The following is a 23,590-nucleotide window of genomic DNA, read 5'->3' as shown; positions in this document are numbered from 1 at the left end:
CTCCCCGGTTATATCCAGCTCTTCCAGTCGCTGTTCCACGGCAATCCTTGCTCGTACCGCTGCCGGTCCTCCTCCTGCAGCTTGCCCAGTACGGGGAATCCGAATATCTCGTACTCGTACATAGGCCAAATGCGGCAGTGCTTCGAGGTGGAACCGGACCTGGCCAGTATCGCATTCACCGCTCGCCGTGCCGCTTCGTTCGCCCCTTCCATCGTGGCCAGGTCCGTATTGGTCCGCACGTAATCGGAGGCAAGCAGCAGATTCGGGATCTTCGTCCCGGCCTCCGGACGCAGCTCCCACGAGCCGACCGCATTGATCAGCAGCGGCTCCAGATTCACCTCCCGGTGCGGGGAAGTGTCCATGACGTCGCTGTCCATATGCCAGCCGATGAGGATTTCGTCGCTCAGAATCTCTTCGTCCACGTTGAGACATTTTTGGAGCTGGGCCCATACTTCCTCCTTGATCTGCTGGGGATTGCACTGCTTCGCCGTCAGCTCCGGGTGGACGATGCCCCGTGCTTCCCAATTGGAGATATCCACGGAGAGGATGCCCTTCACCGTACCGTCGCCGTACTTCTTCCAGTCCACCCCGCGCCAGAACTGCCGCTGGGAGACGGAGGTCAGACCCCATGGCGCATCCATATGCGACACATGGCCGTGGATGATCGGCACGTCCTCGCTCAGGTAGAACTGGATGCCGTTCATCCAGTCGACATACTCCTTCAGCCGTGTGATATTCCCGAGCACCGGGTCCGCCTCCGTCAGCGCGGGGTCGATCAGCCCCGCCATGACTTCGACCGGCAGCGCCGCAATATAGTAATCCCCGTGGACCTCCCGCTCCAGGCCGCCGCTCTCCGTCACCGTCACACCGTCGATCTGCCCTTCCCTGCAGTGCAGCCGGGTCACCGCCGTCTGGTTGTGATAGACGAGCCCCTTATCGATGAGGAATTCCATCCACGGGTTGATCCAGACCTCGTTTGTCGGCCCGTCGAGCAGCGACACGTAGCTGTGCCGCCCCGGCGAGATGAGGTCGAGGGACAATTGGGCCTGGACCGATCCGACCGTTTTGGCATTGGCTTTCTTCGGGTCGCAGGCGATCAGCGCCTTGACCACACCGGCGAACCCGTTCTGGTAGGCCCGCGACCGATCTTCCGCCTCGATGAAATCCCACCAGTCCATCAGCTGGTATTCCCCGTCCCAGCGTTCCCTGCAGCTCGTCATGATCTGCCAGAGCTTCCCCATGAAGAACTTCGTATCCTCTTCCGTGATGCTGACCCCGTAGGGGGCGTGATGATCCTGGAAGCTTGTCCGGTTAATTATAAAATCCTTGAGCGACAGGCTCATCTTGGCCGACAGCTGAAAGAGCGGTGCCTTGGATGTGGCAAAGCCCAGCCGCGACACGGGGACAAGGTGGTCGTAGACGGTGTCCTTCTTCGGGTCTCCGGACGGGATGCGCTGCATGGTGTCAATGACGTGGCGGTAGAAGCGCGGAAAAATCCGGAAGCCGTGCTCCCCCGGCAAATTCTTCAGCCCGCTCCCCCCGGCGGCCTCTGCCGCATAGCTTCTTGCTTTGCCGCCGAAGATCCCCCGCTTCTCGTACAGCTCCACCGCAAACCCACGCTCGAGCAGCTCGTGCGCTGCCGTCAATCCGGCCACGCCGCCTCCGAGGATGACGACTTTCCTTCTCTCTTCCATGCAGGATTCCCCCTTGATATCTAAGTAGGATTCAAGATTCATTGCCAAGCCGCAGGCCGGACGATGCGGAATCGGCCCTTCGCTCCGGCACGCCGGATTGAAACTTGTAGCCGATTCCGCGAATATTGACGATATACCGGGGGTGGGCCGGATCGTCCTCGATTTTCTTGCGCAGATTGCTCATATGTACCATGACCGTGCGGTAATCGCCCCAGTGCTCCTCTCCCCAGACCGCGGTGTAGAGCTGTTCGTATTCAAAAATCCGGTTCGGATGGCAGGCGAGCTTCAGCAGGAGGTCGAACTCCGTAGCCGACAGCGCGACGGCTCCGCCCCTTACCTGTACTTCCCTTGTACCCGGCAGAATGAGCAAGTCGCCGCATATGATCTCCTTCGGCTCCGGCGCTTCCTCTGAAAGCCCGGCGGGACGGACCGCAGCCCGCCGAAGCAGCGCCCGGACGCGGGCGAGGAACTCCTGCGGATCGAACGGCTTCGTCATATAGTCGTCGCCGCCTACGCCAAGACCCAGCACCTTATCCGCCACTTCTTCTTTGCAGGTGACGAACAGCACCGGAATTTCGGTGAAGGCGCGCAGTTTGCGGCACAGTTCGAACCCGTCCGTCCCCGGAATCCGGACATCGAGCACGATGAGATCCGGCTGGCGTTCCTTCACCCATTGCAGCACGCCATCCCCATGCCCCACCGCCTCCGTAACGAAGCCTTCCTTATGCAGATACAGCCGCATGAATTCGCATATGTCCCGGTCGTCCTCCACAATGAACACCGTTTCTCCAGCCATGGAATCCATCCTCCTCGTTGGTTTGCCGCTTCGGCTGCCTCCGTTGAACGCAGGATACACTCCGTATCAACTTATTCCCTATTATAGCAATAAGTGGTTTGGCTGGAATAGTCATTTGTTCACACGCGCAGGTTCTCTCTCTTCTCGCCAAAAAGAAAAGCCGAATGTATTCCGAGGCTTCTTGACTGCCAGCCCGCAGAATACATTCGGTTGTTTGCCTGAGATAAAAATAAAAAGCCAGAGGGCGCCCTGTGATAAGCATCCCGCTGGCGGTATGATTGCGCTTTACTTCCCCTCTTCATTCTCCCATTCCAATACCTTGGCCTCGATGATCCGAATGGTCGCGGTCCGCAGGACAACCCCCTCGTTGTACCACAGATCCTTCGTTGCGCCGCTATTGTTGCCTCCGCTGTGGATGGCTGCAATTTGGTTGCTGTCCGTCAGCAGGGCCGAACCGCTCTGTCCGGCTGAAGCGTCGATCCGGTACCGGATCACGTCTTGGGGATGGCCGGGGTCGAAGGCGACGGTCCCCTTCGCCACCCACATCGTCGACTCCTCGTTAACGGGATACCCCGCAATGCTGATCGACAGCTGGCCCGCGTGCGGATCCTGGTAAGGGTCAGCCATGGCGCACACCCCATTGTCCGCTGGTACAGGATTCGTCAGCTCCACAAGCGCATAATCTAAGCGCACAGCCTCCGGATCGTTCTCGCCCTTCTCGTTCACAATCCGCTGGTAGTCGGCCGGAATCCAGTATTGTTTGATTTCGTACCCGTCGTCTTCGAAGTCTCCGCCGTTGATGGCAGGCGCAAAACTTGAATTCTCCAGATTGATGAATTCCCGTTCCTTAGCATTGTACATATTGTGTGCCGCAGTGAGGACGATATTGGACTTGATCAAGGTACCTGTTCCCCAGGCTGTCATATAGCTGCTGCTAGTCTTGAACACCAGCTTGAACTGTCCAATGGCGCTGTAAGGGAATACCGTGGTGTCAGGAACCTGGGTCTGGTTTTCGTTGATTATAACGCTGACTTTAGGATTCATGGGCTCCCCCCGCATGTTATTGATAAGCAACGGTTACATACCGGACGATTCCGCTGAGCTCGTTGTTGATATTGCGTGTGGTGGCAGCCAGCCAGTACACGTCGACCGTCAGGCCGTCGTCAAAATTAAAGGTTTTCACAAACGGGGTCCACGAAAGGCTTTCTTCCTGGAACCGCTCATGGAACAAATCCGAGATATTGCTCGACAGCTCATGGTAATCGGCCGTGGAGATTTCGTCTTTGAACACATCCTGCAGATGTTTGTTGATATCGTTCAAGCCATGACCCGACGCGCTGTACATGATGATCTCTTCATTGAAAGCCTTCACTTGTTTGCCGGCAGGCACTTTCGAGCGGCGCCCCGCGTAATCGTAGCCGAACTGATCATAGTATTTCGAGGTGATGTATTCGCTGCACTGCTCGGCAATTTCCTCCATCTTATCCTGATCGGTGTCGCCAGACCTGAGCAGCCTCGCTGCGGCTTCTTCCGTATTGAGCTTACGGGCTTCATTCAGCAGCGCATCGAGCACAATGGGCAACACATACTTGACAACCGTTACAACCGTACTAGCCATGATCGGATTCCTCCCAAAATTGTAAATTGGTTTTACGACTGCAGCCTTAATCAAACCGTAAAGAAGACAAAGTACGAGCACGGCAAGTTACCCTTTCCATCATGTAGAGAAAGCCGCCGAGTGAGGCCCCCCGCCTCCCCATCCTACGGGGCGAACAGCTCGGGAGCGGCGGTCACTCTACACCGCCTTCTGTTCCCTTGCCCTGAACCCTATACTACAGCTGCCCGCTAAAGATCTGCCGAAGAAACGCCTAAGCAGCGCTTAAAAAACGTTTAAGATTCGATAAAGAGCCGGGGGCCTTGCCGCTCAAGGAATAGATAGGGGGATATTCCCCCAAAAAAAGAGACAATGGCTCCCCGTGTCCTCCGGGAACCATCGCCTCTTGGTCTTCTACATGAATCATTGCCTGCTGGTGCTGTTATGTCTGCGCTTGTCCAAGCCGGTTTGGGCCGATACGGTCCATCCCCACGGGGCAGGAGTTCCTTGTTCGTTCTAGGTCCCCGATCCCCGGCACTCTTCCGCCAGCCGGTCGGCATAGATCAGGGACATCGACAGCCGCCGGCCGATATCCTCGACGCTCTCGACATCGCTCTCGTCAAGCTTCCCGCTCGTCGTCATCCGGATGCGGCACGCTCCCGCATCTTCGTTCTCTGCCCCCGGCTCTCCGCCGTCCCAGGGCAGGATGAGCTCCGCTTTCATCGTGAACGCATGCTCCCACAGCTCGGCGAGGTAAGCTTCCAGCTCCGCCCGCCTTCCCGAGACGCTCAGCGGTAGGTCCAGCTGAAGCAGCACCCGCGCGCCCGGGGCGTCCCCGGCCAAGTGCATCTTCCTCAGCTCGCCGGCGAAGTCGGCCAGAGTGCTGACGAGCGATACGGCTCCCCGGCACGCCCCGCCCTGCCGGCGCACCTCCAGCCGGAAGGTGCGCGAGTAGGAGGCGAGGTCCACAAGATCCTCGCGGCCTGTAATCAGGAATGCCCCTTCGGCATCGAGATCGTAGAAGGCGCCCTCGAGCACGACTTTGAGATTATCATAGATGGTTGGATCGAACACGGACGGCACGTTCCTTTCATGGGTACCTGCTTGATTGGAGCTATTCTTTGGAATCCGAGCAGGATAATCGTTATGCATGGTAATCGTTATGCATGGTAATCGATATGCATGGTAATCGATATGCAGAGTATTCGCAATGCATGGAAAATACCGCTGGTGGAAATCTTATGAAGCGTAATCCTAGGTAGCGTAATCTTATGTAACAACATGTTATGCAACAAAATCTTAGGTAGCGAGCCTTGCCGTATGAACCGTACCCATCAGCCCGGAAGGAGAACACATATGCACCCTCTTCGCAGCTTGATCCGGCCTTTCCTGTTCGTTCTATGCCTCTTCCCCGCCGCCGCGCTGCATGCCGAGCCGGCATCACCGCATAGGACCCCTGCATCCATTGTCGTGCCCAAAGAAACGGCAGCCACAGCGGACGAGCTCGCCGCCAAAGCCGACCTGATCGTCTACGGCTCGCTCGCCGAGGAAGCAAAGCCTTACCCTACCGGACGCAAGGTAGACGGCCGCCTCCTCATCAATTATGTACAGAAATTCAAGGTCAAACGCATTCTCCGCGGCACAGTGGACGCAAACGGAACACTTGCGATCCTGACCGACGGGTTCGACCCGCTCCCGCTGCCCCAGGACCCGCTCAATCTGACCTACACCGGACCTCTCGTGCAGGGCGAGTACGTCTGTTTTCTCCACCGGGTCCCGCAATCCGCGGAATATACGATAACCGGGGGCTGGCAGGGCTTATATCCGCTGCAGGGCGGCAAGCTCGTCGCGCTGCAGAAGCAAGGCGGGTTCGCCGCATACGGCGGCATGACTGTAGAACAGCTCCAGGACAGGCTCCGCAGGCCTTAGACCCTCTCCTTCCGTTAGGCCTTCCACCGCCTCAGGGGGAAGGCATATGCCGGATATCCACGATATCCCCCTGCCCCATGCTGCCGCTCTTCAGCCAGGCCGCGAGACGCCGCGCCGCTTCCTCCGGCGTATAGAGGCCGCCGGTCTCCTTCAGCCCTACGAAGCGGCCCGCTTCGGGGAAGCGCCGGGGATCCTCCGCCCGGATCTGCTCCTGCATGGCGGTATCCACGACGCCTGGGGCTACAGCGGCAATCTTCACTGCCCCGGGGCCTTCGCCTTGTTCGAGCGCGATGCAGCGGGTCATCATGTCTAGGCCCGCCTTCGCGCTGCAGTAGGCCGACCAGCCGGCATAAGGCTTGCGCCCCGCGCCCGAGGAGATATTCACCACCTGCTTCCGGGTGGTGAGCGGCCAGCCTTCCGCAGCACGCAGGAAGGCGGAGGTGAGCAGCAGCGGAGCGGCGAGATTCACGAGCAGATGCGCCTGCTGGGCTGCCGGATCCGCCTCCCCGGCGGGCCCCATCGGCTCCAGCACGCCGGCGTTGTTGATCAGCGTGATCTCCTCCGCTTCCCGCAGCCATCCGGCCTCGTTCAAGAACGCTTCGAAGGCGGCCGCGGCTGCGAGCGGCTCCGCCAGATCGCAGGCAGTCTCTTCATAGCGACTGCCTGCGGCATCCGCCGCTTCCCGCAGTCCCGGATTCGCCGTCCGGTTCAACCCGACGACGGCTCCCCCCTCGCCAAGGAGCTGAAGCGCGAGCGCCTCACCGAGCCCCCTGGATGTGCCAGTAATCAGATACACTCCCAATCCTCTCATCTCCTTCATCCATTTTTCCCTAACGCCATGTTTGTCGCCGTGTCCATATCCCCTCACTCCGCCCGGAGGAACCCCTCTATCAAAAAAATCCCCTTGCGGGGATCCTTCCGGTCTGCAGCATTATGGGGTCATCCAATCGTCCGCGGATATGCCCTGCTCCACGGCAAACTCAAAATCATACACATCGTACACTTGAACGGGAACTTCGGATTGGATAATTTTCTCCATCAGTTCCACCTGATCGGTAACGATCGGGGCCTGCTCCCGCATCGAGGCGAGAATAACCTCCGTCTCGATCGGATCGAAGCCTTCGCCGTACTGGGCATTCTCCATCGCATTCACGATCAGGAACGTCACATGCTCATTGATCGGCAGCGGCGGCGATAACCGCCATGGAGCGGCCAGCGAACGTTCCAGCTTTTTCTTATTGAACGGATCGTCGAAGAACGAGATCAACTCGCCGATCTTCGCCTTGACGTGAGCGTCATCTTCCGGATCCGGCATCACCGGCTCCTTGCTGTCTTTCATCTCGTATAGTTCCATAATGGTAGAATACGGAATAAGGTACTCCACAGGCTGGCTTGGAACCATGAGCTCCCCATAGATAGCTACCAGCACCGCTTCAATCACAAAACGCCGGGACAAATTCATTCCCCCTATTCGATCTCTTCCGGTCTTGGTTGTCCGGCCTCTCTATTACATAACACAATTGCCGCTAAAAGTCTACCTTTGCCTGCTGGCAGCAGACGTCAGGGAAAATGTCATTCCTGTTATTTTACCCCATGAATGATCCATGCCGCAAACTAAATCTGCAGGCCGTCTGCCGCTACTACTTATCATTGGTTGCCCGTCCGTCCGCCGTGATCGGAATGGCTTCGCCAAGACACTTCGGCTTCGCATGGAGAACGTGTACGCCCCAAAAATCCTTGCTCCGCGCCAACACTTCCCGCGCTTCATACTGCACGATCTTCCTGTAGTTCCTGTGGTCCGACGCCACGCCGTACGTGTCGATGCCGAGCTCCCGCCCCAGATAGACCGCACGCTTCACGTGATAATCCTGCGTGACGACGATCGCCTTCCGTACGAGGAATACGTCCCGGGCCCGGTACATGCTGTCATACGTATCGAATCCCGCATGGTCCATGAAAATATCCGCTTCCGGCACGCCCGCCTTCAGCAGGTAATTCTTCATCGTATTGACCTCGTCATAGTCCTTCCGGCCGTGATCGCCGCTCACGAGGATCTTGGGCGCCCTTCCTAGGCGGTACAGCTCCACTCCCGTATCGAGCCGGTCTTTCACGATATCCGACACCCGGCCGTCCGGATAGACACGGGCCCCGAGCACGAGGATTGCTTCCGCAGGAGGCACCTCCTCGGCGCGGAATAAGTACGGAGCCGCCGCAGCCCGCACATGCCTGTCGATGAGCCCGACAGACAATCCGCCGAGCAGCAGCAAGGCAGAGAGCAGCAGAAGCGCTTTAGTCTTCATGCCCGTTCGCATGGCTCGCATTCACTCCTCCCTCCTATTCTCGCATGACCTTTCTTCAGCTTCAAGCAAGCGGCGCGCTTTCCTATTCTCTAAAGGTATAGTTAAGCACATTGACGGTCGCCGCAGAATCTTTTACCATGGATAGGTAGGAAAGATCTTACATACATCATAATAAGTTCCATAACTTCTGTGAAGGAGCAGGAATATCCATGTTGAACGAAAATAAGGAATGGATTGTCCGGACCCCCTCCGCCAAGCAGCCGGCACTGAGATTGTTTGCCCTGCCCTACGCCGGAGGCGCGGCGTCGATCTACCGTGAATGGGCGAAGATGCTGCCGCAGGGCGTCGAGCTCTGTGCTATACAGCTGCCAGGCCGGGAGTCCCGGCTGTTCGATACCCCCTATACGTCGATCCATCCGCTGACGGACAAGCTCTGCGAGGTGATCCAGCCCCTGTTGGATGTTCCGTACGCATTGTTCGGACACAGCATGGGCGCCTTGATCGCCTTCGAAGCGGCACGGAAGCTGCAGGCGGCAGGCAAGCCTCCGCTCCATCTGTTCGTCTCGGCGCAGTCGGCGCCGCACCGGCGCCAAGTGCCGGAGGAGCCCCGCCATCTGCTTCCGGATGACCGCTTTATCGACAAGCTGCGCACCATGGAGTATACACCGGAGGAAGTGCTGCGCAATCACGAGCTGATGCAGCTGCTGCTCCCGATGCTGCGGGCGGATTTTGGCGTGTGCGACACGTATGCCTATACCCCCGGCGAGAAGCTGCGCTGCCCGGTGAGCGCTTATGGAGGGCTCGAGGACAAAGGAGTCGGACAGGAGCTCGTGGCGGCTTGGGGCGAATGCACCGAAGGCCTCTTCACGATGCGGATGGTGCCCGGCGGCCACTTCTTCATCCATCCCGAGCGGGAGCTGCTCACGGCAGACATTGCAGCTACGCTGCAGCTCGCCGTACGCGGTCTGATGGCCGGCCAGCCCGGCTAACCCTAATCCCATGCACCCAAGCAGCACATGAAGGACGTCCCGCCCGGTCGATGACCGGCGGAGACGTCCTTCTTCCGTGATCCGGGCTGGCTTCCCGGAAGTTTTGAGATATAGATTCCTATATTTGAACAAGCGACCCTCCCTGGATCGGGATGATCCTCCTGCAGCCTCCCTCTCACTATCGAAGGGCCAGGCTGCCACCATGCTCCGCTTCCGGTGCCGCGGGCGGGTTAGCACTCCAGCAGCTCCTCCAGGCATCCCTCTTGCGGCAGCAGCAGACGCATCGGCACGCGTCCCCCCTCAAGCAGCGCCGCACGCGTCCGCTCCGGGAGGAACGCAGCGGTCATCCCGTACAGACGGAGATACCTTCCGAGCGCTTTCCCATCGCGGAGGAGCCCCCGCTCCAGCAGGTGCACATCCGCGCCGGCAAGCAGGTAAGGCAGGACGCTGCCGAGGAAGGACAAGCTGCCTTCCCCCGCGCCCCAGGCGGCGCTGTCCGATGAGGTAATGCCGCACGCGCTTCTCGTCCGCTCGCAGTACGCGGAGAGTTCGCCATGCGAAATCTGTACCGGCGCAGAGCCGGGGGCAGCCGAGGGATAATGGATCAGGGCCGGATCTTCCGCCCGGCTCCCGCTGAAGACTTCGCCGGCGTCGCCGTGCTCCAGCAGTCCTTCATCCAGGACGATCCACTGCCGTCCGCTCTCCGCTGCTCCTCCGCCATATGCAGGCTTATCAGACGGCGAACCGAGCCCAAGGACCGCTCCGCTGTAGCCCGGCAGCGAGCTTAAGCCGGCGGACCCGATGTCCGATATCAGGCAGGCCGCGCCGGACTTCCAGATGCCGAGCAGCCCGGCCAGCATATCCGCGGAGGGTTCCGCAGCGAGCAAGACAGCTTGCCCTCGCTGCACGCCCTCCTCCAGAAGCCGCAGGGCCACCCGGTTCGCCCGGGCATTCAGCTCCCGGTAGCGCAGCTCCCTGCCAGCCTCCACGACAGCCGTGAACAGCGGTACGGCCTCCGCGCGATCTTCGAAACAGCGGTGGACGGTTCGGCGGGCAGGCTGCCAAGCTGCATCGCCGGCAGGTGATTCGTCCCTGCAGACGGCGGTTCTGTCCCTGTCATTCCTGGCTTCGATACTCGTTATCATCCTTTCACCTCGATTCATACAATTGTTTCGTAGCGTTCTTATGAGAACCGTCAGGCCAGCCTCAGCAGGCCCGGCTCCGGACCTGCAGCAGCTGCAGCCGCTTCGCGTCCAAGGTTCACGGTCACTGAAGGATACGATACCGTTCGGGAAGCGAAGGCGAGCGGCTGGCCGTTCAAGGCTTGGCGGTATCCCCGCAGAAAATCCCCTGCAAGCGTCTCCCTGGTCACACCGTCCGCAGCTAGCCATGGCACGCTGAGCAGGAGCCGGTCCCCGGCCTCCATGCGAAGGATGAGGGCGAACAGTCCGGGAATGGACTTCATCGCCGCACCGAGCCGCTCCGCTTCCTCCAACCGCTGCGCATGGCGCTCTTCCGCCCCCGTCCCGTCCAGGATTCCGAATCCGAAGCGGGCATCCTCTCTGCTTCTGCGGAGCAGGCGCACCCTGCTCTCCGTCACTTCCCATTCGAGCCGCAGCGCGTCATGATGCTGGGCCATGCCCAGCAGTACCCGGCATGCCAGGGCATCGCAGAACCTGGCCCTGCTCTGCAGCATGACCGCCGCCCGCTCTTCGAGCGGCAGCAGGCGGAGGAGATCTTGCAGCGCTCCGCCTCCTGCCCCGGAGCCCGCCCCGGCATGGAGCAGGTCCGGATCGGCTGCGGAAGCTGTGGTCATCGCGGGTCCGGCCGTATCGTACATGATCTCATCTCTCCCATCCTTCGGGTGCGGCCTTCGGGTGCGGCCTTCGGGTGCGGCGATCGTCTATCCCACCTGCAGGACGCGTGATCCCTTGGCGCTGCCTTCCACCTCATTCCTTCTTTGTCCGATCATACCTCTTCCGTGTGAACCCAGTATCAACCCAGTATGAAAGAAAGGTAAATTTTTCCACGCTTCTTTACAAGATCTTCATAACGCCTTGTGAAGCTCCGGCAGGTCCCGGGTGAGCTCCCAACGCCCCCAGGGGAACGGGGAGGCCGGCCTCCCCTGGCCCGGAACGCGCCAAACAGCCCCCCCCCTGGAAGTGGGCCGGCTCTTTCCATATCTATGCACAGGTGCGCTTCTGCGGACCCGGGCACTCGGAGCCGGTCCGGCAGTGCCCGGGTCCGCAGAAGCGCACTCCAGCGGTCCGGACGGCTTCAGAAGATAACCTCCGTCCCGCCCGCACCGGAAGGGTAGAGGCCCTGCGCCCCTTCCCCGCTGAGGACACCAGCCGGGCGAGCTCACGGACGGCCTGGTCGCATACTGCGGCCAGGCTCAGCCCCATCCGGATTCCCAGCTGGACTCGGAGGAGCGCAGGAGATTCACCGAACGGCCGAGGCATACTCCGCCAGCCAGGACGAAGCTTCCACGCACTGCAGCGGATCCGCTGCCGGCGGTTCCTCGGAGCAGACGGCAAGCGGATGCTCGTCGTCAAGCCTCCAGCGGTAGATCCGGCAGGGCTGTATCCCGCCGTTCCACCGGATCTCCGAGTCCCCGTGGAGATCGGTCACCGTTATGGTAAGCGGATCCGTGCTCAGCCCGGTGCCGAGCTGCTTGACGAAGCTCTCTTTGGCGGTCCAGCAGCGGTAGAAGATACCGATCCGGTCTTCTTCGCTCGCTTCGTCGAAGATCCGGCGTTCCGCCTCCGTCATCACGACGGAGGGCAAGGAGGCGTCAAAAGGGGATTCCCGCTCCACATCCACGCCTAGGGCAGCGCTGCCGGCCGCACAGACCACCCAGCTGCCCGCATGCGTTACATTAAAATGAAAGGCCGGAAATGCCGCGAGATACGGCTTGCCGTACGCGTTCGTCTGCAGCACGACGCTGCTGCGCGGAATGCCCAGCGCCTCCGCTGCCATCGAACGGACCAGCAGCTCCCCGGTCAGGCTGCGCAGGGCATCCTGGCGGCTGCGGAAGCGCTGCAGCTTGTCCTGCTTGGCTTTCGGAACGAAAGCAAGCAGCCTTCTGTAAAGCTCGTTCCCTTCCGGAGTCTCATCCGGGGTCGGCCCAAGACGGGCCGCCATCATACGAAACGCCATACTGCGTCATCCCCCTTGCCGATTCCATACCCGCTATTTTAATATACTATATCAAAAAATGCGGGCTGACAGGCTTATATTTACAATATTATTACATAGTTGGCCTCATTTTTCCTTACTAAAATAAAAGGGTGATGCCGCTGGGGCAAAGTGCTATAATAAACCGATGTAACTTGACCGGCCGTGTCACCTATTCGCTATCTTGACTTCTATATCTCATTCTCAAGTGAAACGGAGCGGATGCTTCTTGGCCTGGAAGCCGCTGCAATCTCCCATCCTGCTGCTCATAGCAGCCACCTGCCTGTGGGGAGGCAACTTCGTGGTCGGCCGGGCGATCGTCCCGTACGTGCCTCCCCTGCTCTTAGCCGAGCTGCGCTGGACGCTCGCCCTGCTCGTCACCCTCCCCTTCTGGGGAGGCGAGTTCTGGCAGCACCGCCGCCGGCTCCTGCAGCGCTGGCGTCCCCTCCTGCTGCTGTCGCTGACCGGTATAGCGGGCTTCAACACCCTGCTCTACGTCGCGGTGCAGTATACGAGCCCCATCAATGCCGCACTGATGAACTCGGCGACGCCGATCCTCATCGTGCTCGTCACGCCCCTGATGCTCGGCGGCCGCATCCGCTGGGGAGCCCTGCCCGCCATGGGCATCTCGGTGACCGGCGTGCTCTGGATCGTCACCCGGGGCAGCTGGGAGGCGCTTCTCGGGCTGACGTTCAACCAGGGCGACCTGTGGATGTTCCTCGCTGTGGCTTGCTGGGCCGTGTATACCGTCGGCATGAAGAAGTATGCCGGCATCCTGCCGCCCCGCGCCCTGTTCGTCACCACCGTACTGGCCGGATCGGTGATCCTGCTGCCGTTCGCCGCAGGGGAATGGATCGTGCGGCAGCCGGTCATCGCTTGGAGCCCGGGCATCCTCGCCGGCATCCTGTATATCGGGATTCTCGCCTCTGTTGCGGCGCTGACCGCCTGGAATGCGGCCGTAGCGGCTGTCGGCCCTTCGCGGTGCTCGGGCTTTCTGAACCTCATTCCGCTGTTCAGCGCGGTATTCGCCATCCTGTTCACCGGGGAAGTGCTGCATGCGTACCATCTGATCGGGGCGCTGCTCATCCTGACCGGTGTCTATCTCATGAACCGCAAGCCGGCCTCCGTGCCGCGAATCACACCGATAGGAGAATCCGCACCATGACTACCGAGACGCGTCCGCGCGTTCCCTTATCGCTGCTGCTGCTCGTCGGCATCGTAGCGATTTCTTTTTCGTCAATTTTCGTCCGGTGGTCAACTGCGCCCGTATCAGTCATTGCCATGTACCGGCTGCTGCTTACGACCCTGCTCATGCTGCCCTTCCTGCTGAAGTACCGCAGCTTCCTGGCCTCTCTATCCGTTCGCGAGTGGAACGGCCTCTTCTGGTCGGGCTTCGCCCTCGGCGTCCACTTCCTGTTCTGGATGGGCTCGCTGCGCCTGACGACCGTCGCCTCCTCGACCGCCATCATCGCCCTCGAGCCGGTATTCGTCCTGCTCGGCGCGGTGCTGTTCCTCCGCCAGAAGACGAACGGGCTGGCCGTGCTCAGCATGCTGACTGCCATCGCCGGCGCGGTCCTGATCGGCTGGGGCGACTGGGGCACGACCAGCGAAGCGCTGCTCGGCGACCTGCTCTCGCTGCTCGGCACGATTGCCGTGGCCGTCCATATGATTATGGGCAAAAAACTCGTCGCCCGCATTCCATCGTTCGTCTACAGCTTCTTCGTCTTCCTATTCGCCGCCCTGGTCCTCGCCGTCTATAACGTGAGCCAGGGGCACCCATTCGGCGGGTACCCGGCATGGGAGTGGGGCAACTTCCTGCTGCTTGCGGTCGTCCCGACCCTCTTCGGCCATTATCTCTTCAATTGGCTGCTGAGGTACATGCGGCCCGAATCCGTGTCGATGAGCGTCCTCGGCGAGCCGCTCGGCTCCACCCTGCTCGCCTACCTGCTGCTGGGCGAGTCGCTGACCTGGCTGCAGGCAGCCGCCGGAGCCGTGCTGCTCACCGGCGTATGGATGTTCCTGCGGTCCAACGAGAAGCCGAAGCCCAAGCCCGCGGCCCTGCCTGAAGTGCAGAGCGCTTAAGGTGTGCCACGGACGGATTTGGCAAGGCAGAACGTAAGGAAGCGCCTTCCCCTTGGGGGGAGGCGCTTTTTGGCATTCTAGAGCACTCCGTCTGCTGAATGCCCCCATGGAACCTTTTTCCCGAACCGCCTGCGCCGCCGCCCGCCGATCTACGTGTAGCTGACGACGATCCCGCCTTGGCCTGCGTACGTGCCGATGACCGGCCCGACTTCGGTGACGACCACCTCGCGGAACGGATTCTTCTCGAGAATGCGGGCGAGCAGGCCGCGCACTTCTTCCTCCGTCGTGCTGTGCGCAATGCCGAGCACCTTGTCCGCCGCCGAGCTTCCGAGCTCATCGACCTTAGCGACCAGTTTTGCAAGAGCATTCTTTTTGCCGCGGACTTTCTCCACCACTTCCACGGTCCCCTCCGGGCTCGCATGCATGAAGAGTTTGATGTTGAGCACGGAGGCGATGGCCCCCTTGGCGCGGTCGAGCCGTCCGCCCTTCACCACGTTCTCCAGCGTATCGAGATAGATCAGCGTCCGGGTTCCTTCGGCGTAAGCCTGAGCCGCCGCAGCGACTTCGCTGAACGGCTTACCTGCCGCAATCTCCTGCGAGGCGCGGTAAGCGATCAGCCCCTGGCCGATCGATGCGTTGCGGGTGTCAATCACCTCGATGCGCCGCGTGCTCCCTCCCTCCTCTGCCATTTCTTTGGCGAGAAGGGCATGCTGGTATGTGCTGCTAAGGCCGGAAGACAACCCGATGACCAGGATATCGTCCTCCGGATATCGTTCATAGGCTTCCACAAAATCCTGCGGACTCGGACTGGCTGTTTTGGGAAGAACTGAATTCGTTTTCATCTTGGAATAAAAGGATGTCATCCCTTGGCGAATATCGAATGCCTCGTCTCCAAAGGTTACATGAAGCGGCACGATATGAAAGCCGTGTTCCCGGGCGATCTTCTCAGGAAAGTCGGCTCCGCCGTCCGTAATGATTCTGATGGTCAACCTCATCACTCATTTCTTAGATGTAGAGGGCGAGCTCCCTGCGGCGCAGAAGAGGCAAGTACCCTGCTTCGATTATGACATGGTCCTAAGAACCCTACAAGATGTATTTGGCGGCAAATGGCGGCGGTAAGCGGCTTCTTAACAGGTCTGTCAAAATCTTGCCAAGTTCTTCATGAAAGAAGAATGAAAATACGGTACAATGGGGGGGCTCGACATTATACGAAAGAAGGAATCCACATGTTTCAATCCCTGACCTACACCGGCACCCGGGAAGAACAGTATGCCGCCCTCTGCTCGCAGCTCGGTGCGCTGACGGCGGACGAGAGCTCCCGGATCGCGAACCTCGCCAATGCCTCCGCGCTGCTGAACCAGTTCCTGGGCCGCGTCAACTGGGTGGGCTTTTATCTCATAGAGAATGGCGAGCTCGTGCTCGGCCCGTTCCAAGGCCTGCCGGCCTGCGTGCGGATTCCCGTCGGCAAAGGCGTATGCGGACGCTCCGCAGCCCTGCGGGAAACCGTCCGGGTCGCCGATGTCCACGAGTTCCCGGGGCACATCGCCTGCGACGCGGCATCCCGCTCGGAGATCGTCGTGCCGGTCCTGAAGAACGGCGAGCTGCTCGGCGTGCTTGATATCGACAGCCCGGAGCTGGACCGGTTCACTGAAGAAGATCAAGCTGGACTGGAAGCGTTCGTCCGCACCTTGGCGGCTGCGCTGTAGCCCTTTTCTGAAAATTTTCAGAAAATATGTCTAAAACCGTATTGTCAGGTCGGCTTACCTGTGTTAATATTCCCTTTAACTGAATATGAACCTTCGGGGCAGGGTGCAATTCCCTACCGGCGGTGATGATACGTTCGTGTATCTCAGCCCGCGACTCCCGCTTTTCCGGCTCTGGCCGGGAGACGGGACTGACTTGGTGCAATCCCAAGGCCGACGGTGAAAGTCCGGATGGGAGAAGGTGAAGAATAGCTTTTTCAAAAGAATCCTTTTGAAAAAGTTTATTCGTCGATGCCCCCGCTGTGTTGTTTGCAGTGGGGGCATTTACTTTCGAAAGGAAGGTTCAATTCAAACACCACGATACTTTGGGAGGTTTTTGAATTGGAAAATGCTGTAGGTACAATGAACAAAGGTTTATCCTGGAGCCGCGCCCGCGGTTCGGCCGGAATCTGGTACGTCGCTCTTGGAGCGGTGCTGTGGGGTCTTGATCCCCTGTTCCGGATCCTGCTCCTCGAGAGCTTCACTTCCTCGCAGATCGTATTCATCGAGCACGTGCTGCTCGCTTTCGTCGCCGTCCCGCTGCTCATCAAGCACCGCAAAGCGATCCCGGGCAAGTGGAGCTGGGGCATCCTCGGCGCGCTGCTCTTCATCTCTTGGGGCGGGTCGGCCATTGCCACCGTGCTCTTCACGGCCGCATTCTCGCACGGCAACGCGAATGCCATCCTGCTGCTGCAGAAGCTTCAGCCCTTATTCGCCATCATCCTGGCCCGCGTGCTGCTGAAGGAAGCCCTGCCGTCACGCTTTTTCCTGTTCCTGGGCTTGGCTCTCGCCGGCACTTATCTGCTCACCTTCGGCTTCGGCTCCCCGATGCTCGGGTGGACGGATCTCGGCACGGCCGCCTGCCTCTTCTCGATTCTGGCTGCGGGCCTGTGGGGTGGATCGACGGTCATGGGCAAGTACCTGCTCGGCAAAAACCTGGACTTCCCGGTCGTCACCTCCCTGCGCTTCCTGCTGGCGCTTCCGCTGCTCTCCGTCCTGCTGTGGGTGAACCATGACGCCTGGCAAGTAACCGGCAGCTCCGGCGCCTTGGCCGTGATCGGCATCAACCTGCTGTTCCAGGCGTTCTTCCCGGGACTGCTCAGCCTGCTGCTCTACTACAAAGGCTTGTCCACGACGAAGGCGTCTTACGCCACACTCGCCGAGCTGGCCTTCCCGGCCGTCGGCGTCCTGGTCAACTGGCTCGTGTTCCACCAGCCGCTGACTGCCGGACAGCTCATTGGCTTCCTCCTGATCTGGTCGACCCTGTGGTTCATGACCCGTACGCAGGGACAGACCGAACCGGCTCCGGGAACTGCAGCCGTATAACAGTCTCTGGTATGGCGAACGCTTCTCCAGCTTCGGCCTAGAGAGTCATAGAAGGCAATCAAGCAGCGTACGATGAAGGAGGACCCGATCCCCTCGTCGTACGCTGCTTTTCGTTTCACTCCTATTCACCTTCACTCCCTTCAACTGTACCTGTCACAAACCCGCTGCTTGCCCCGCGGAGTGTATTCATTTCCCGCAATCCGTAAGAAGCGCTTCTCCATAAGAGTGAGCTACAATGTAGAGAGAGATATCGCACAGCAGCGATACAACTGACCTTAAAGGAGATACGAACCGATGAACGGCAAAATGAAAACCATCGCTTACTGGGTCACGACGATCCTGGGCCCCGCGAGCTTCGTCATGGGCGGTTACCTGCATGTCATCCGGGATGCCCAGGTGATGGGCGCGCTCAGCCACCTCGGCTATCCGGCTTACTTCGCGACGATTCTCGGCATCGGGAAGCTCCTCGGCGTAGTCGCCGTCTTGGTCCCCGGCTTCCCCCGGGTGAAAGAATGGGCCTACGCCGGATTCTTCATCCTGCTGACCAGCGCGGCGGCATCCCATGCCTTCGCCGGAGATGGTCCGGCCCAGCTCGCCGGACCGCTGATCTTCCTCGCGCTGGTTATCGCCTCGTATCTGCTGCGTCCGGACTGCCGGAAGCTGCCGAGCCGTTAATTTTGTAGTTCCCGGATTGGCCCTATCCCATGGCACAAAGAACGACCGCTGAGTAATCCTCAGCGGTCGTTCTTGTGCAGGAGTACCCTGCTCTCCTGCCCGTCCCCCTGCGAGACGATCAGGGTTTCCACTTTTTGCAGGCGGAGAAATTCATTCTGCTTCAGATCCGTACGGAAGTAGGCGTACATATAGGCGGCATCCATGAAGGCCATGCCGGGATAGCAGACGAGGTCCGTGTTCGTGAACGGGTTGTCGAGGAGGATCTGCCACTCGCCGTCCCTGCCCTCTTCGGGAATAGAATTGAGCACGGCGCTCTTGTACGCCACGATCCCGTCGAATTCGTCCCAGACTTGCGCCCACGAAGGGCTGAACGAACGCGGCTCGGGGAACAGTCTCTTCGCCGTCTCCATCAAGGATCGCACCCCCTGGGTATCCTCATCCCCGAACGACTTCAACCGCTCCCGGAACCCTTCCAGGAACAAGCGGAAAGGCGTGAACCCGCCCATCTCCATCTCCAGCCGGAACCTCTGCAGCGCTTCTTCCGCGCCTAATGCACTTACATAGACCGCAAAAGGATTCTCGTCCATATCTCGAATCTACTCCGTTCTCTCGGATTTCGTCGTCTGCTTCGGGACTACATGCGCCACTACAGTCAAGCCGCCTTCCGCATCCATGTACAGCAGCCGCTCCGGATCGTTCTTCAGCTTCACATTCATCAGCTTGACCCGCTCTTCGCGGAGGGACAGCACTTCCCATAAGTCCGCTGCCCCAAAGCCTTCCGCTTCAAGATAAACAGCCATCTCCCCGGCCGCTTCTTGCTCGGCAGGCCAATGCTTCACGCCATAGTATGCCAGATCATAATGGTTTTTTTGCAGGCTGGCGGCAATTTCACCGGACTCCTTATGCCTTAGTACACACGGCATCCCGATCCCTCCTTCCTTCCATCCTATATGCAAAAAGGCGCAAGCCCCCGCGATCCCGGTGCTTGCGCCATAAGGTGCCTTAGGGTCCTAGAGATAAGGATTCTCATGCTTAGCCTTCAGGCGGCTCCAGCGGCGCTCCACCTCGTTCTCGAAGGACTGCAGCGCTTCGGCGTACTCAGGCTTCGTCATATGCTTCGTCTTGCCCATGTTCTTCAACCACTCGCCGACCGGAATCCGCTTGCTCTTGTCTTCCGGGTTGTAGGTAATGGAAGTGACGCCGTTCTCCACCTCGTACAGCGGGAAGAAGCAGGAGTTCACCGCTTCGTCGATCAGCGTCTGGCCGATCTGCTCCTCGGAGAGCCAGTTCAGTGGGCACGTAATGAGAATCTTGCCGTAGACAAGCCCCTCGTTCTGCGCGTAATACTGGGCCTTGGCCGCTTTCTTCAGCAGGTCCTGCGGGCTCGCTTCGGATCCCGTGAACACATAAGGAATGTTCGTCGCCGCCATGATCTGCGGCGTGTCCTTGTGATGGAACAGCTTGCCGCCCTGATGCTTGCCGACGTTCGACGTCGAGGTCCGGTGGCCGAGCGGGGTCGAGTAGGACAGCTGCGCGCCCGTATTCATGTAGCCCTCGTTATCGTACTCAAGGATGATCATCTTGTGGTTCCGCAGAGCGGCCCCGATAGCGGGCCCCATCCCGATATCCATCCCGCCGTCGCCGGTGATCATCACGAACGTGAAGTCGTCCGGCAGGTTCAGATGCTCGAGCTCCCCGCGGCGTTTGCGCTCCCAGAACATCTCCACGACGCCGGACAGCGTCGCCGCCCCGCTCTGGAACAGGTTGTGGATATACGTCGCCTTGTGCGAGGAGTACGGGTAGCCGGTCGTGACGACCATCGCGCAGCCCGTATGGAAGAGCGCCACGATGTCGCCTTCGATGCCCTTGAAGAAGAGCTCGAGCCCGGAGAAAATGCCGCAGCCCGGACAGGCGCCGTGCCCCGGTGCAAGCCGCTTCGGCTTCTTCGTGAGGCTGCGGATCGGCGGGACCTTGACCTTGAGCTGGCCGGTGGCCTCATCCTTGTTCACGGTGATCAGGCCGGTCTTCAGGTCTTCGTAGCGCATCGGCTCGGTAACACGCTCGGGCCGCTTCGACGGATCGCCGGGAACATGCCCGTAATAGTCGAACGGCACGGCAACACTGCCCGCGTTCGCCGCTTCAATGGCGAGCTCGAAGAAGGCATGCCCGTCTTCCGCGTAGAAGTCCTTGCCGCCGAGGCCGTATACGCGCGAGACCACCTGCGTATCCCGGTTGCCTTCGGTGAACAGCGCCGCTTTGATCTCGAGCGTCATATTGCCGCCATGGGCGCCGTAAGAATCCGCGCGGTCGCCGATCGTCACGGCCTTGACGTTCTTCAGGGCCTCGGCGATTTCCTTCGCCGGGAACGGGCGGATCATGTTCGGCGCGATCGATCCCGCCTTGATGCCTTGGGCGCGCAGCTGGTCGACGACGTCCTTGATGATCTCCGAAGCGGAGTTCATCAGGAACACGGCCACCTCTGCATCTTCCATCCGGTACAGATCGAGGATCGGATAGTCGCGGCCGGTGAGCACCTTGTACTCCTGCTGGATGCGGTCGAACACCTCGCCCGCCTTATACATCGCCTGGGACTGCTGGTAACAGTTATTAATATAGTCGGGTTCGTTCATGTAAGGGCCGACAGTGATCGGATTGTTGCGGTCGAGCACATGCGGGAAAGGCTTCGGCTGCTCACCGACGAACGCATGCACGTCCGATTTGTGCGCGAATGTCTGCACCCGGCGTTTCTGGTGGGATGTGAAGTACCCGTCCGAAGCCACGATGACCGGCAGGCGCACCTCCGGATCTTCCGCGAGCTTGATCGCCATGATGTTCATGTCATAGACGGCCTGCGGATCGCGGCACATCAGGATCGGCCAGCCGGTGTTGAGGGCATAGTACAGGTCGGAGTGGTCGCCGTGAATGTTGAGCGGACCGGATACCGAGCGGCAGACGAGGTTCATGACCATAGGGAACCGGGTGCCGGACTGCACCGGCATCTGCTCGAGCATATACAGGTATCCGTTCGCGGATGTGGCATTGAACACGCGTCCACCAGCGGTAGACGCGCCGTAGCAGATCCCCGCTGAGCCATGTTCCCCGTCTGCGGGAATCAGCTTGATATCATGCTGGCCGTTCGCTTTCATCAGGTCGAGGAACTGCGCCACCTCGGTCGAAGGGGATATGGGAAAATACCCCATGACGTGGTAGTTGATCTGGTGTGCCGCATAAGCCGCCATCTCGTTGCCGGACTCGTACACCATCCGCTGTTCGACCGTGCCTGCGCTGACTTCTTTATTGATCTCGATTGCCATCGCTTCTCTTCACCTCTCCCGGATCTTCTTCTTACTGTGCAGCCAGGCGGAACCGGTGCGGTACCCGGTTCGCTTCCCCGTACCCGTCCGTCTCGCGGTTCGATGTAAGCGCTTCAGTCGGACAGGCCACGACACACTTCAGACAGCCCTTGCAGTACTGGTAGTCAATGCCCTGCAGGAACATCTGCGGACGGCCCTTCTTGTCGGCAGCCTCGTCCCACACGAAGCAGAAGTCCGGACAGGCCGTGTCACAGGCCGCGCAGTGGATGCATTTGTCCTCATCGAAGTGGGGCATCATCCCGCTGCGCGAGATGCTGAGGTCCTTCAGGATGGAGTTGCCGGGATTGGTGACCATCCCGCCGAGCGGCTGGGTCTCGTACCCGTAGACGGGGATATCCCATCGCTTGGGCTGCGGCATGTGGAGGCCTTCGGGAAGCGCGAAGGTCTGGAATTTCACTTCATCGTACCCGCGTTGGAATGTCCTCAGGGCCGGCTCTACGGCACCGGGGTATTTTTTCTCCAGAGACTTGCGGATGATGCCTTTCATATGTTCAAAATCGAGGAACTCACAAAGTCGGAACAACCCGCCGAGCATCGCCATATTGACGCGGTTCTTCTCTTCGAGCGCGATGCCCGTCGCATCGACTACGGCGATCGTACCGCCGACCAGCTTCAGCTTCTCCTTCAGCTCCTCCGGGCTTTTGGACGAATTGACGAGTGCCAGGCTGTCTTCGTACATCCCGCTAATGACATTGACGGTCTTCGACAAATTCTCGTGAAAGACGCCCACGACATGCGGCCGCTCCACCGGTGTCGTGTCGCGGATATTGGTCTGCATATCACAAAAACGGATGTGCGCCTTGACCGGCGAACCCTTCTTCTCGGACCCGTAGGAAGAGAAGCTGACACCGTTAAACCCGCTTCCGACGACGCCCGCCTCCGCCAGCATTTTGCCTGCCAGGTTGGCGCCCAGGCCGCCGATGGATTCGAGCCGGATTTCGAAGAAGCCGAGGTCGTTCGTTTTCGGTAGGACCCTCATGAGTTCAACTCCCCTCAATATGTTGGAAAAAGATGACTTTCCTTCGACCTCAGTATATCAGCAAAAAAACGGTACGCATAGAACAAATTATACGAAAATATGCCATTTGTAACCCTTTTCAAGGGAGCAATATATTATAAAAATGCGGATAAAACGATATTTATCAGGTTTGTCCCTGGACCTCCGCTTTACTATTATATGATTGGGGCCCGGCGGGATGTCTTATGCAATACAAAGCCTTCCCGCGAGGGTACGGCAGCATTGTATACGGGATGTATCCTCTTCCCCGGGAGGAAGCGAAAATTCACTGCCCTTTGTATATATATGCCGTAAGTGTGACGGCATGTCCCCTATTTTGGGGCGGCGGGAGGCCTTGATCCTTCCTTGTGACCATGTTGTTTGAAGATGACAAGGGTGGACAAGCGGATGGGTTTGTGCGTTGATCCAAAGTAAACGGCAGGATTGGGAACAATGGATAGTCGTGAAAACAAGTATATTGATTTCAATATTATATTCTTCAGTTTTCTTTTGCCGAAGCGGCACTGTGTGTTCGGACCGAAGCCACGGGGAGTGCTGGACCATTTTTGAAGATGTGTGGTGAGAGCAGTATCCGCTGATCTTCAAGAGCAGGCAGCCCCATGAAGTGACTGGTGGAGGCGTTCCTTATTGCAAGACTGGACATAGCGAGCTATCCCTCTACGCTGGGCGCAAGGGTGTTCAGATTCATTCCGAAAGATACACTCAGGCTTTCTCGACTTCTTGTCCTTCTATTTCTGAGGAGAAACAAAGGCACTTAGTGAGGCATGGAGGTTACCCCAGCCCTGCTAAGTGCCTTTGTTGATCCCACACCTTGATCTCTCGGCCGCCTTTAACTTTGTACATGCGGATTTTGAGAGGACAGTCCTCGCATCCTGCTGCATTCACTTTCTCCAA

At 59.3% G+C, this 23,590-nt stretch carries 23 protein-coding genes and 1 riboswitch; of the genes, 7 read left to right on the top strand and 16 right to left on the bottom strand.

The features are described from left to right. Positions 1–8 precede the first annotated feature (8 nt). The 5 genes from O9H32_RS19945 to O9H32_RS19925 all read right to left on the bottom strand — a co-directional run bounded on the left by O9H32_RS19945 (position 9) and on the right by O9H32_RS19925 (position 5,158). Entirely contained in the window at positions 9–1,694 is a 1,686-nt protein-coding gene (locus tag O9H32_RS19945; RefSeq protein WP_269867889.1) for a hydroxysqualene dehydroxylase, read from the bottom strand. A 31-nt stretch (positions 1,695–1,725) separates the two neighbouring features. Continuing rightward, positions 1,726–2,490 carry a response regulator transcription factor gene (locus O9H32_RS19940; protein ID WP_269867888.1) on the bottom strand — a complete coding sequence of 255 codons (765 nt, stop codon included), beginning with the start codon at positions 2,488–2,490 and terminating at the stop codon, positions 1,726–1,728. A 285-nt stretch (positions 2,491–2,775) separates the two neighbouring features. After that, a complete protein-coding gene (locus O9H32_RS19935; protein WP_269867887.1) occupies positions 2,776–3,534 on the bottom strand; it encodes a trypsin-like serine peptidase in 759 nt (252 codons plus the stop codon). A 16-nt stretch (positions 3,535–3,550) separates the two neighbouring features. After that, on the bottom strand, positions 3,551–4,108 hold the full coding sequence (locus O9H32_RS19930; protein WP_269867886.1) for a hypothetical protein: 558 nt from the start codon (positions 4,106–4,108) through the stop codon (positions 3,551–3,553). Between the two features lie 492 nt (positions 4,109–4,600). Next, a complete protein-coding gene (locus tag O9H32_RS19925) occupies positions 4,601–5,158 on the bottom strand; it encodes a hypothetical protein (protein ID WP_269867885.1) in 558 nt (185 codons plus the stop codon). A gap of 282 nt (positions 5,159–5,440) precedes the next feature. Here O9H32_RS19925 and O9H32_RS19920 point away from each other — a divergent pair, with 282 nt between their 5' ends. Then, complete coding sequence (locus O9H32_RS19920; RefSeq protein WP_269867884.1) at positions 5,441–6,013, top strand: hypothetical protein; 573 nt, start codon at positions 5,441–5,443, stop codon at positions 6,011–6,013. Positions 6,014–6,044: 31 nt separating this feature from the next. On the opposite strand, the gene O9H32_RS19915 is transcribed toward O9H32_RS19920, so the two are convergent. The 3 genes from O9H32_RS19915 to O9H32_RS19905 form a co-directional block, all read right to left on the bottom strand. Further along, positions 6,045–6,824, bottom strand: a complete 780-nt coding sequence (locus O9H32_RS19915) for an SDR family NAD(P)-dependent oxidoreductase (protein ID WP_269867883.1) — start codon at positions 6,822–6,824, stop codon at positions 6,045–6,047. Positions 6,825–6,944: 120 nt separating this feature from the next. After that, on the bottom strand, positions 6,945–7,469 hold the full coding sequence (locus tag O9H32_RS19910; protein ID WP_269867882.1) for an ADP-heptose synthase: 525 nt from the start codon (positions 7,467–7,469) through the stop codon (positions 6,945–6,947). Positions 7,470–7,653: 184 nt separating this feature from the next. After that, positions 7,654–8,334, bottom strand: a complete 681-nt coding sequence (locus O9H32_RS19905) for a SanA/YdcF family protein (protein WP_269867881.1) — start codon at positions 8,332–8,334, stop codon at positions 7,654–7,656. A gap of 188 nt (positions 8,335–8,522) precedes the next feature. Here O9H32_RS19905 and O9H32_RS19900 point away from each other — a divergent pair, with 188 nt between their 5' ends. Continuing rightward, positions 8,523–9,302 carry a thioesterase II family protein gene (locus O9H32_RS19900; RefSeq protein WP_269867880.1) on the top strand — a complete coding sequence of 260 codons (780 nt, stop codon included), beginning with the start codon at positions 8,523–8,525 and terminating at the stop codon, positions 9,300–9,302. Between the two features lie 230 nt (positions 9,303–9,532). Here O9H32_RS19900 and O9H32_RS19895 read toward each other — a convergent pair whose 3' ends face one another. The 3 genes from O9H32_RS19895 to O9H32_RS19885 form a co-directional block, all read right to left on the bottom strand. Further along, positions 9,533–10,447 (bottom strand): AMP-binding protein, encoded by a 915-nt coding sequence (locus tag O9H32_RS19895; RefSeq protein ID WP_269867879.1) that lies wholly within the window; start codon positions 10,445–10,447, stop codon positions 9,533–9,535. A 50-nt stretch (positions 10,448–10,497) separates the two neighbouring features. Further along, on the bottom strand, positions 10,498–11,142 hold the full coding sequence (locus O9H32_RS19890) for a condensation domain-containing protein (protein ID WP_269867878.1): 645 nt from the start codon (positions 11,140–11,142) through the stop codon (positions 10,498–10,500). Positions 11,143–11,744: 602 nt separating this feature from the next. Then, positions 11,745–12,461, bottom strand: coding sequence for a 4'-phosphopantetheinyl transferase family protein (locus O9H32_RS19885; RefSeq protein WP_269867877.1), 717 nt, complete (start codon positions 12,459–12,461; stop codon positions 11,745–11,747). 247 nt (positions 12,462–12,708) lie between these two features. Here O9H32_RS19885 and O9H32_RS19880 point away from each other — a divergent pair, with 247 nt between their 5' ends. Further along, positions 12,709–13,644 (top strand): DMT family transporter, encoded by a 936-nt coding sequence (locus tag O9H32_RS19880; RefSeq protein ID WP_269867876.1) that lies wholly within the window; start codon positions 12,709–12,711, stop codon positions 13,642–13,644. Next, positions 13,641–14,561 (top strand): DMT family transporter, encoded by a 921-nt coding sequence (locus O9H32_RS19875; RefSeq protein ID WP_269867875.1) that lies wholly within the window; start codon positions 13,641–13,643, stop codon positions 14,559–14,561. The genes O9H32_RS19880 and O9H32_RS19875 overlap by 4 nt, the downstream gene beginning before the upstream one ends. Before the next feature lie 149 nt (positions 14,562–14,710). On the opposite strand, the gene O9H32_RS19870 is transcribed toward O9H32_RS19875, so the two are convergent. After that, on the bottom strand, positions 14,711–15,556 hold the full coding sequence (locus O9H32_RS19870) for a DegV family protein (protein WP_269867874.1): 846 nt from the start codon (positions 15,554–15,556) through the stop codon (positions 14,711–14,713). Between the two features lie 231 nt (positions 15,557–15,787). Between O9H32_RS19870 and O9H32_RS19865 the strand changes: the two genes are divergently transcribed. The 3 genes from O9H32_RS19865 (at position 15,788) to O9H32_RS19855 (ending at position 18,304) form a co-directional block, all read left to right on the top strand. Then, entirely contained in the window at positions 15,788–16,267 is a 480-nt protein-coding gene (locus O9H32_RS19865) for a GAF domain-containing protein (protein WP_269867873.1), read from the top strand. 85 nt (positions 16,268–16,352) lie between these two features. Further along, positions 16,353–16,511, top strand: a riboswitch (FMN riboswitch). 134 nt (positions 16,512–16,645) lie between these two features. Continuing rightward, the gene (locus O9H32_RS19860) at positions 16,646–17,629 is read left to right on the top strand and encodes a DMT family transporter (protein ID WP_269867872.1); all 984 of its coding nucleotides are present in this window, start codon (positions 16,646–16,648) and stop codon (positions 17,627–17,629) included. Between the two features lie 294 nt (positions 17,630–17,923). Further along, positions 17,924–18,304: a DoxX family protein gene (locus tag O9H32_RS19855; protein ID WP_269867871.1), complete on the top strand. Its 381-nt coding sequence runs from the start codon at positions 17,924–17,926 to the stop codon at positions 18,302–18,304. Between the two features lie 59 nt (positions 18,305–18,363). Here the strand turns inward: O9H32_RS19855 and O9H32_RS19850 are convergent, their stop codons facing one another. The 4 genes from O9H32_RS19850 to O9H32_RS19835 form a co-directional block, all read right to left on the bottom strand. Continuing rightward, on the bottom strand, positions 18,364–18,891 hold the full coding sequence (locus O9H32_RS19850) for a hypothetical protein (protein ID WP_269867870.1): 528 nt from the start codon (positions 18,889–18,891) through the stop codon (positions 18,364–18,366). 9 nt (positions 18,892–18,900) lie between these two features. Further along, on the bottom strand, positions 18,901–19,227 hold the full coding sequence (locus O9H32_RS19845) for a hypothetical protein (RefSeq protein WP_269867869.1): 327 nt from the start codon (positions 19,225–19,227) through the stop codon (positions 18,901–18,903). 87 nt (positions 19,228–19,314) lie between these two features. Further along, positions 19,315–21,618 (bottom strand): thiamine pyrophosphate-dependent enzyme, encoded by a 2,304-nt coding sequence (locus O9H32_RS19840; RefSeq protein WP_269867868.1) that lies wholly within the window; start codon positions 21,616–21,618, stop codon positions 19,315–19,317. Between the two features lie 31 nt (positions 21,619–21,649). After that, positions 21,650–22,657 (bottom strand): 2-oxoacid:acceptor oxidoreductase family protein, encoded by a 1,008-nt coding sequence (locus O9H32_RS19835; protein WP_269867867.1) that lies wholly within the window; start codon positions 22,655–22,657, stop codon positions 21,650–21,652. Positions 22,658–23,590: the final 933 nt, after the last annotated feature.

This window comes from Paenibacillus caseinilyticus, from assembly GCF_027533645.1.
In the GTDB taxonomy this organism is placed as follows: Bacteria; Bacillota; Bacilli; order Paenibacillales; family NBRC-103111; genus Paenibacillus_G; species Paenibacillus_G caseinilyticus.
This window is presented reverse-complemented; position numbering and strand designations above follow the sequence as displayed.

Bases quoted from the DNA above. Each gene is read 5' to 3' on its own strand.
- O9H32_RS19945 (WP_269867889.1), bottom strand. From the start codon at position 1,694: ATGGAAGAGAGAAGGAAAGTCGTCATCCTCGGAGGCGGCGTGGCCGGA.
- O9H32_RS19940 (WP_269867888.1), bottom strand. From the start codon at position 2,490: ATGGCTGGAGAAACGGTGTTCATTGTGGAGGACGACCGGGACATATGC.
- O9H32_RS19935 (WP_269867887.1), bottom strand. From the start codon at position 3,534: ATGAATCCTAAAGTCAGCGTTATAATCAACGAAAACCAGACCCAGGTT.
- O9H32_RS19930 (WP_269867886.1), bottom strand. From the start codon at position 4,108: ATGGCTAGTACGGTTGTAACGGTTGTCAAGTATGTGTTGCCCATTGTG.
- O9H32_RS19920 (WP_269867884.1), top strand. From the start codon at position 5,441: ATGCACCCTCTTCGCAGCTTGATCCGGCCTTTCCTGTTCGTTCTATGC.
- O9H32_RS19915 (WP_269867883.1), bottom strand. From the start codon at position 6,824: ATGAGAGGATTGGGAGTGTATCTGATTACTGGCACATCCAGGGGGCTC.
- O9H32_RS19905 (WP_269867881.1), bottom strand. From the start codon at position 8,334: ATGCGAGCCATGCGAACGGGCATGAAGACTAAAGCGCTTCTGCTGCTC.
- O9H32_RS19900 (WP_269867880.1), top strand. From the start codon at position 8,523: ATGTTGAACGAAAATAAGGAATGGATTGTCCGGACCCCCTCCGCCAAG.
- O9H32_RS19895 (WP_269867879.1), bottom strand. From the start codon at position 10,447: ATGATAACGAGTATCGAAGCCAGGAATGACAGGGACAGAACCGCCGTC.
- O9H32_RS19890 (WP_269867878.1), bottom strand. From the start codon at position 11,142: ATGTACGATACGGCCGGACCCGCGATGACCACAGCTTCCGCAGCCGAT.
- O9H32_RS19885 (WP_269867877.1), bottom strand. From the start codon at position 12,461: ATGGCGTTTCGTATGATGGCGGCCCGTCTTGGGCCGACCCCGGATGAG.
- O9H32_RS19875 (WP_269867875.1), top strand. From the start codon at position 13,641: ATGACTACCGAGACGCGTCCGCGCGTTCCCTTATCGCTGCTGCTGCTC.
- O9H32_RS19870 (WP_269867874.1), bottom strand. From the start codon at position 15,556: ATGAGGTTGACCATCAGAATCATTACGGACGGCGGAGCCGACTTTCCT.
- O9H32_RS19865 (WP_269867873.1), top strand. From the start codon at position 15,788: ATGTTTCAATCCCTGACCTACACCGGCACCCGGGAAGAACAGTATGCC.
- O9H32_RS19855 (WP_269867871.1), top strand. From the start codon at position 17,924: ATGAACGGCAAAATGAAAACCATCGCTTACTGGGTCACGACGATCCTG.
- O9H32_RS19850 (WP_269867870.1), bottom strand. From the start codon at position 18,891: ATGGACGAGAATCCTTTTGCGGTCTATGTAAGTGCATTAGGCGCGGAA.
- O9H32_RS19845 (WP_269867869.1), bottom strand. From the start codon at position 19,227: ATGCCGTGTGTACTAAGGCATAAGGAGTCCGGTGAAATTGCCGCCAGC.
- O9H32_RS19840 (WP_269867868.1), bottom strand. From the start codon at position 21,618: ATGGCAATCGAGATCAATAAAGAAGTCAGCGCAGGCACGGTCGAACAG.
- O9H32_RS19835 (WP_269867867.1), bottom strand. From the start codon at position 22,657: ATGAGGGTCCTACCGAAAACGAACGACCTCGGCTTCTTCGAAATCCGG.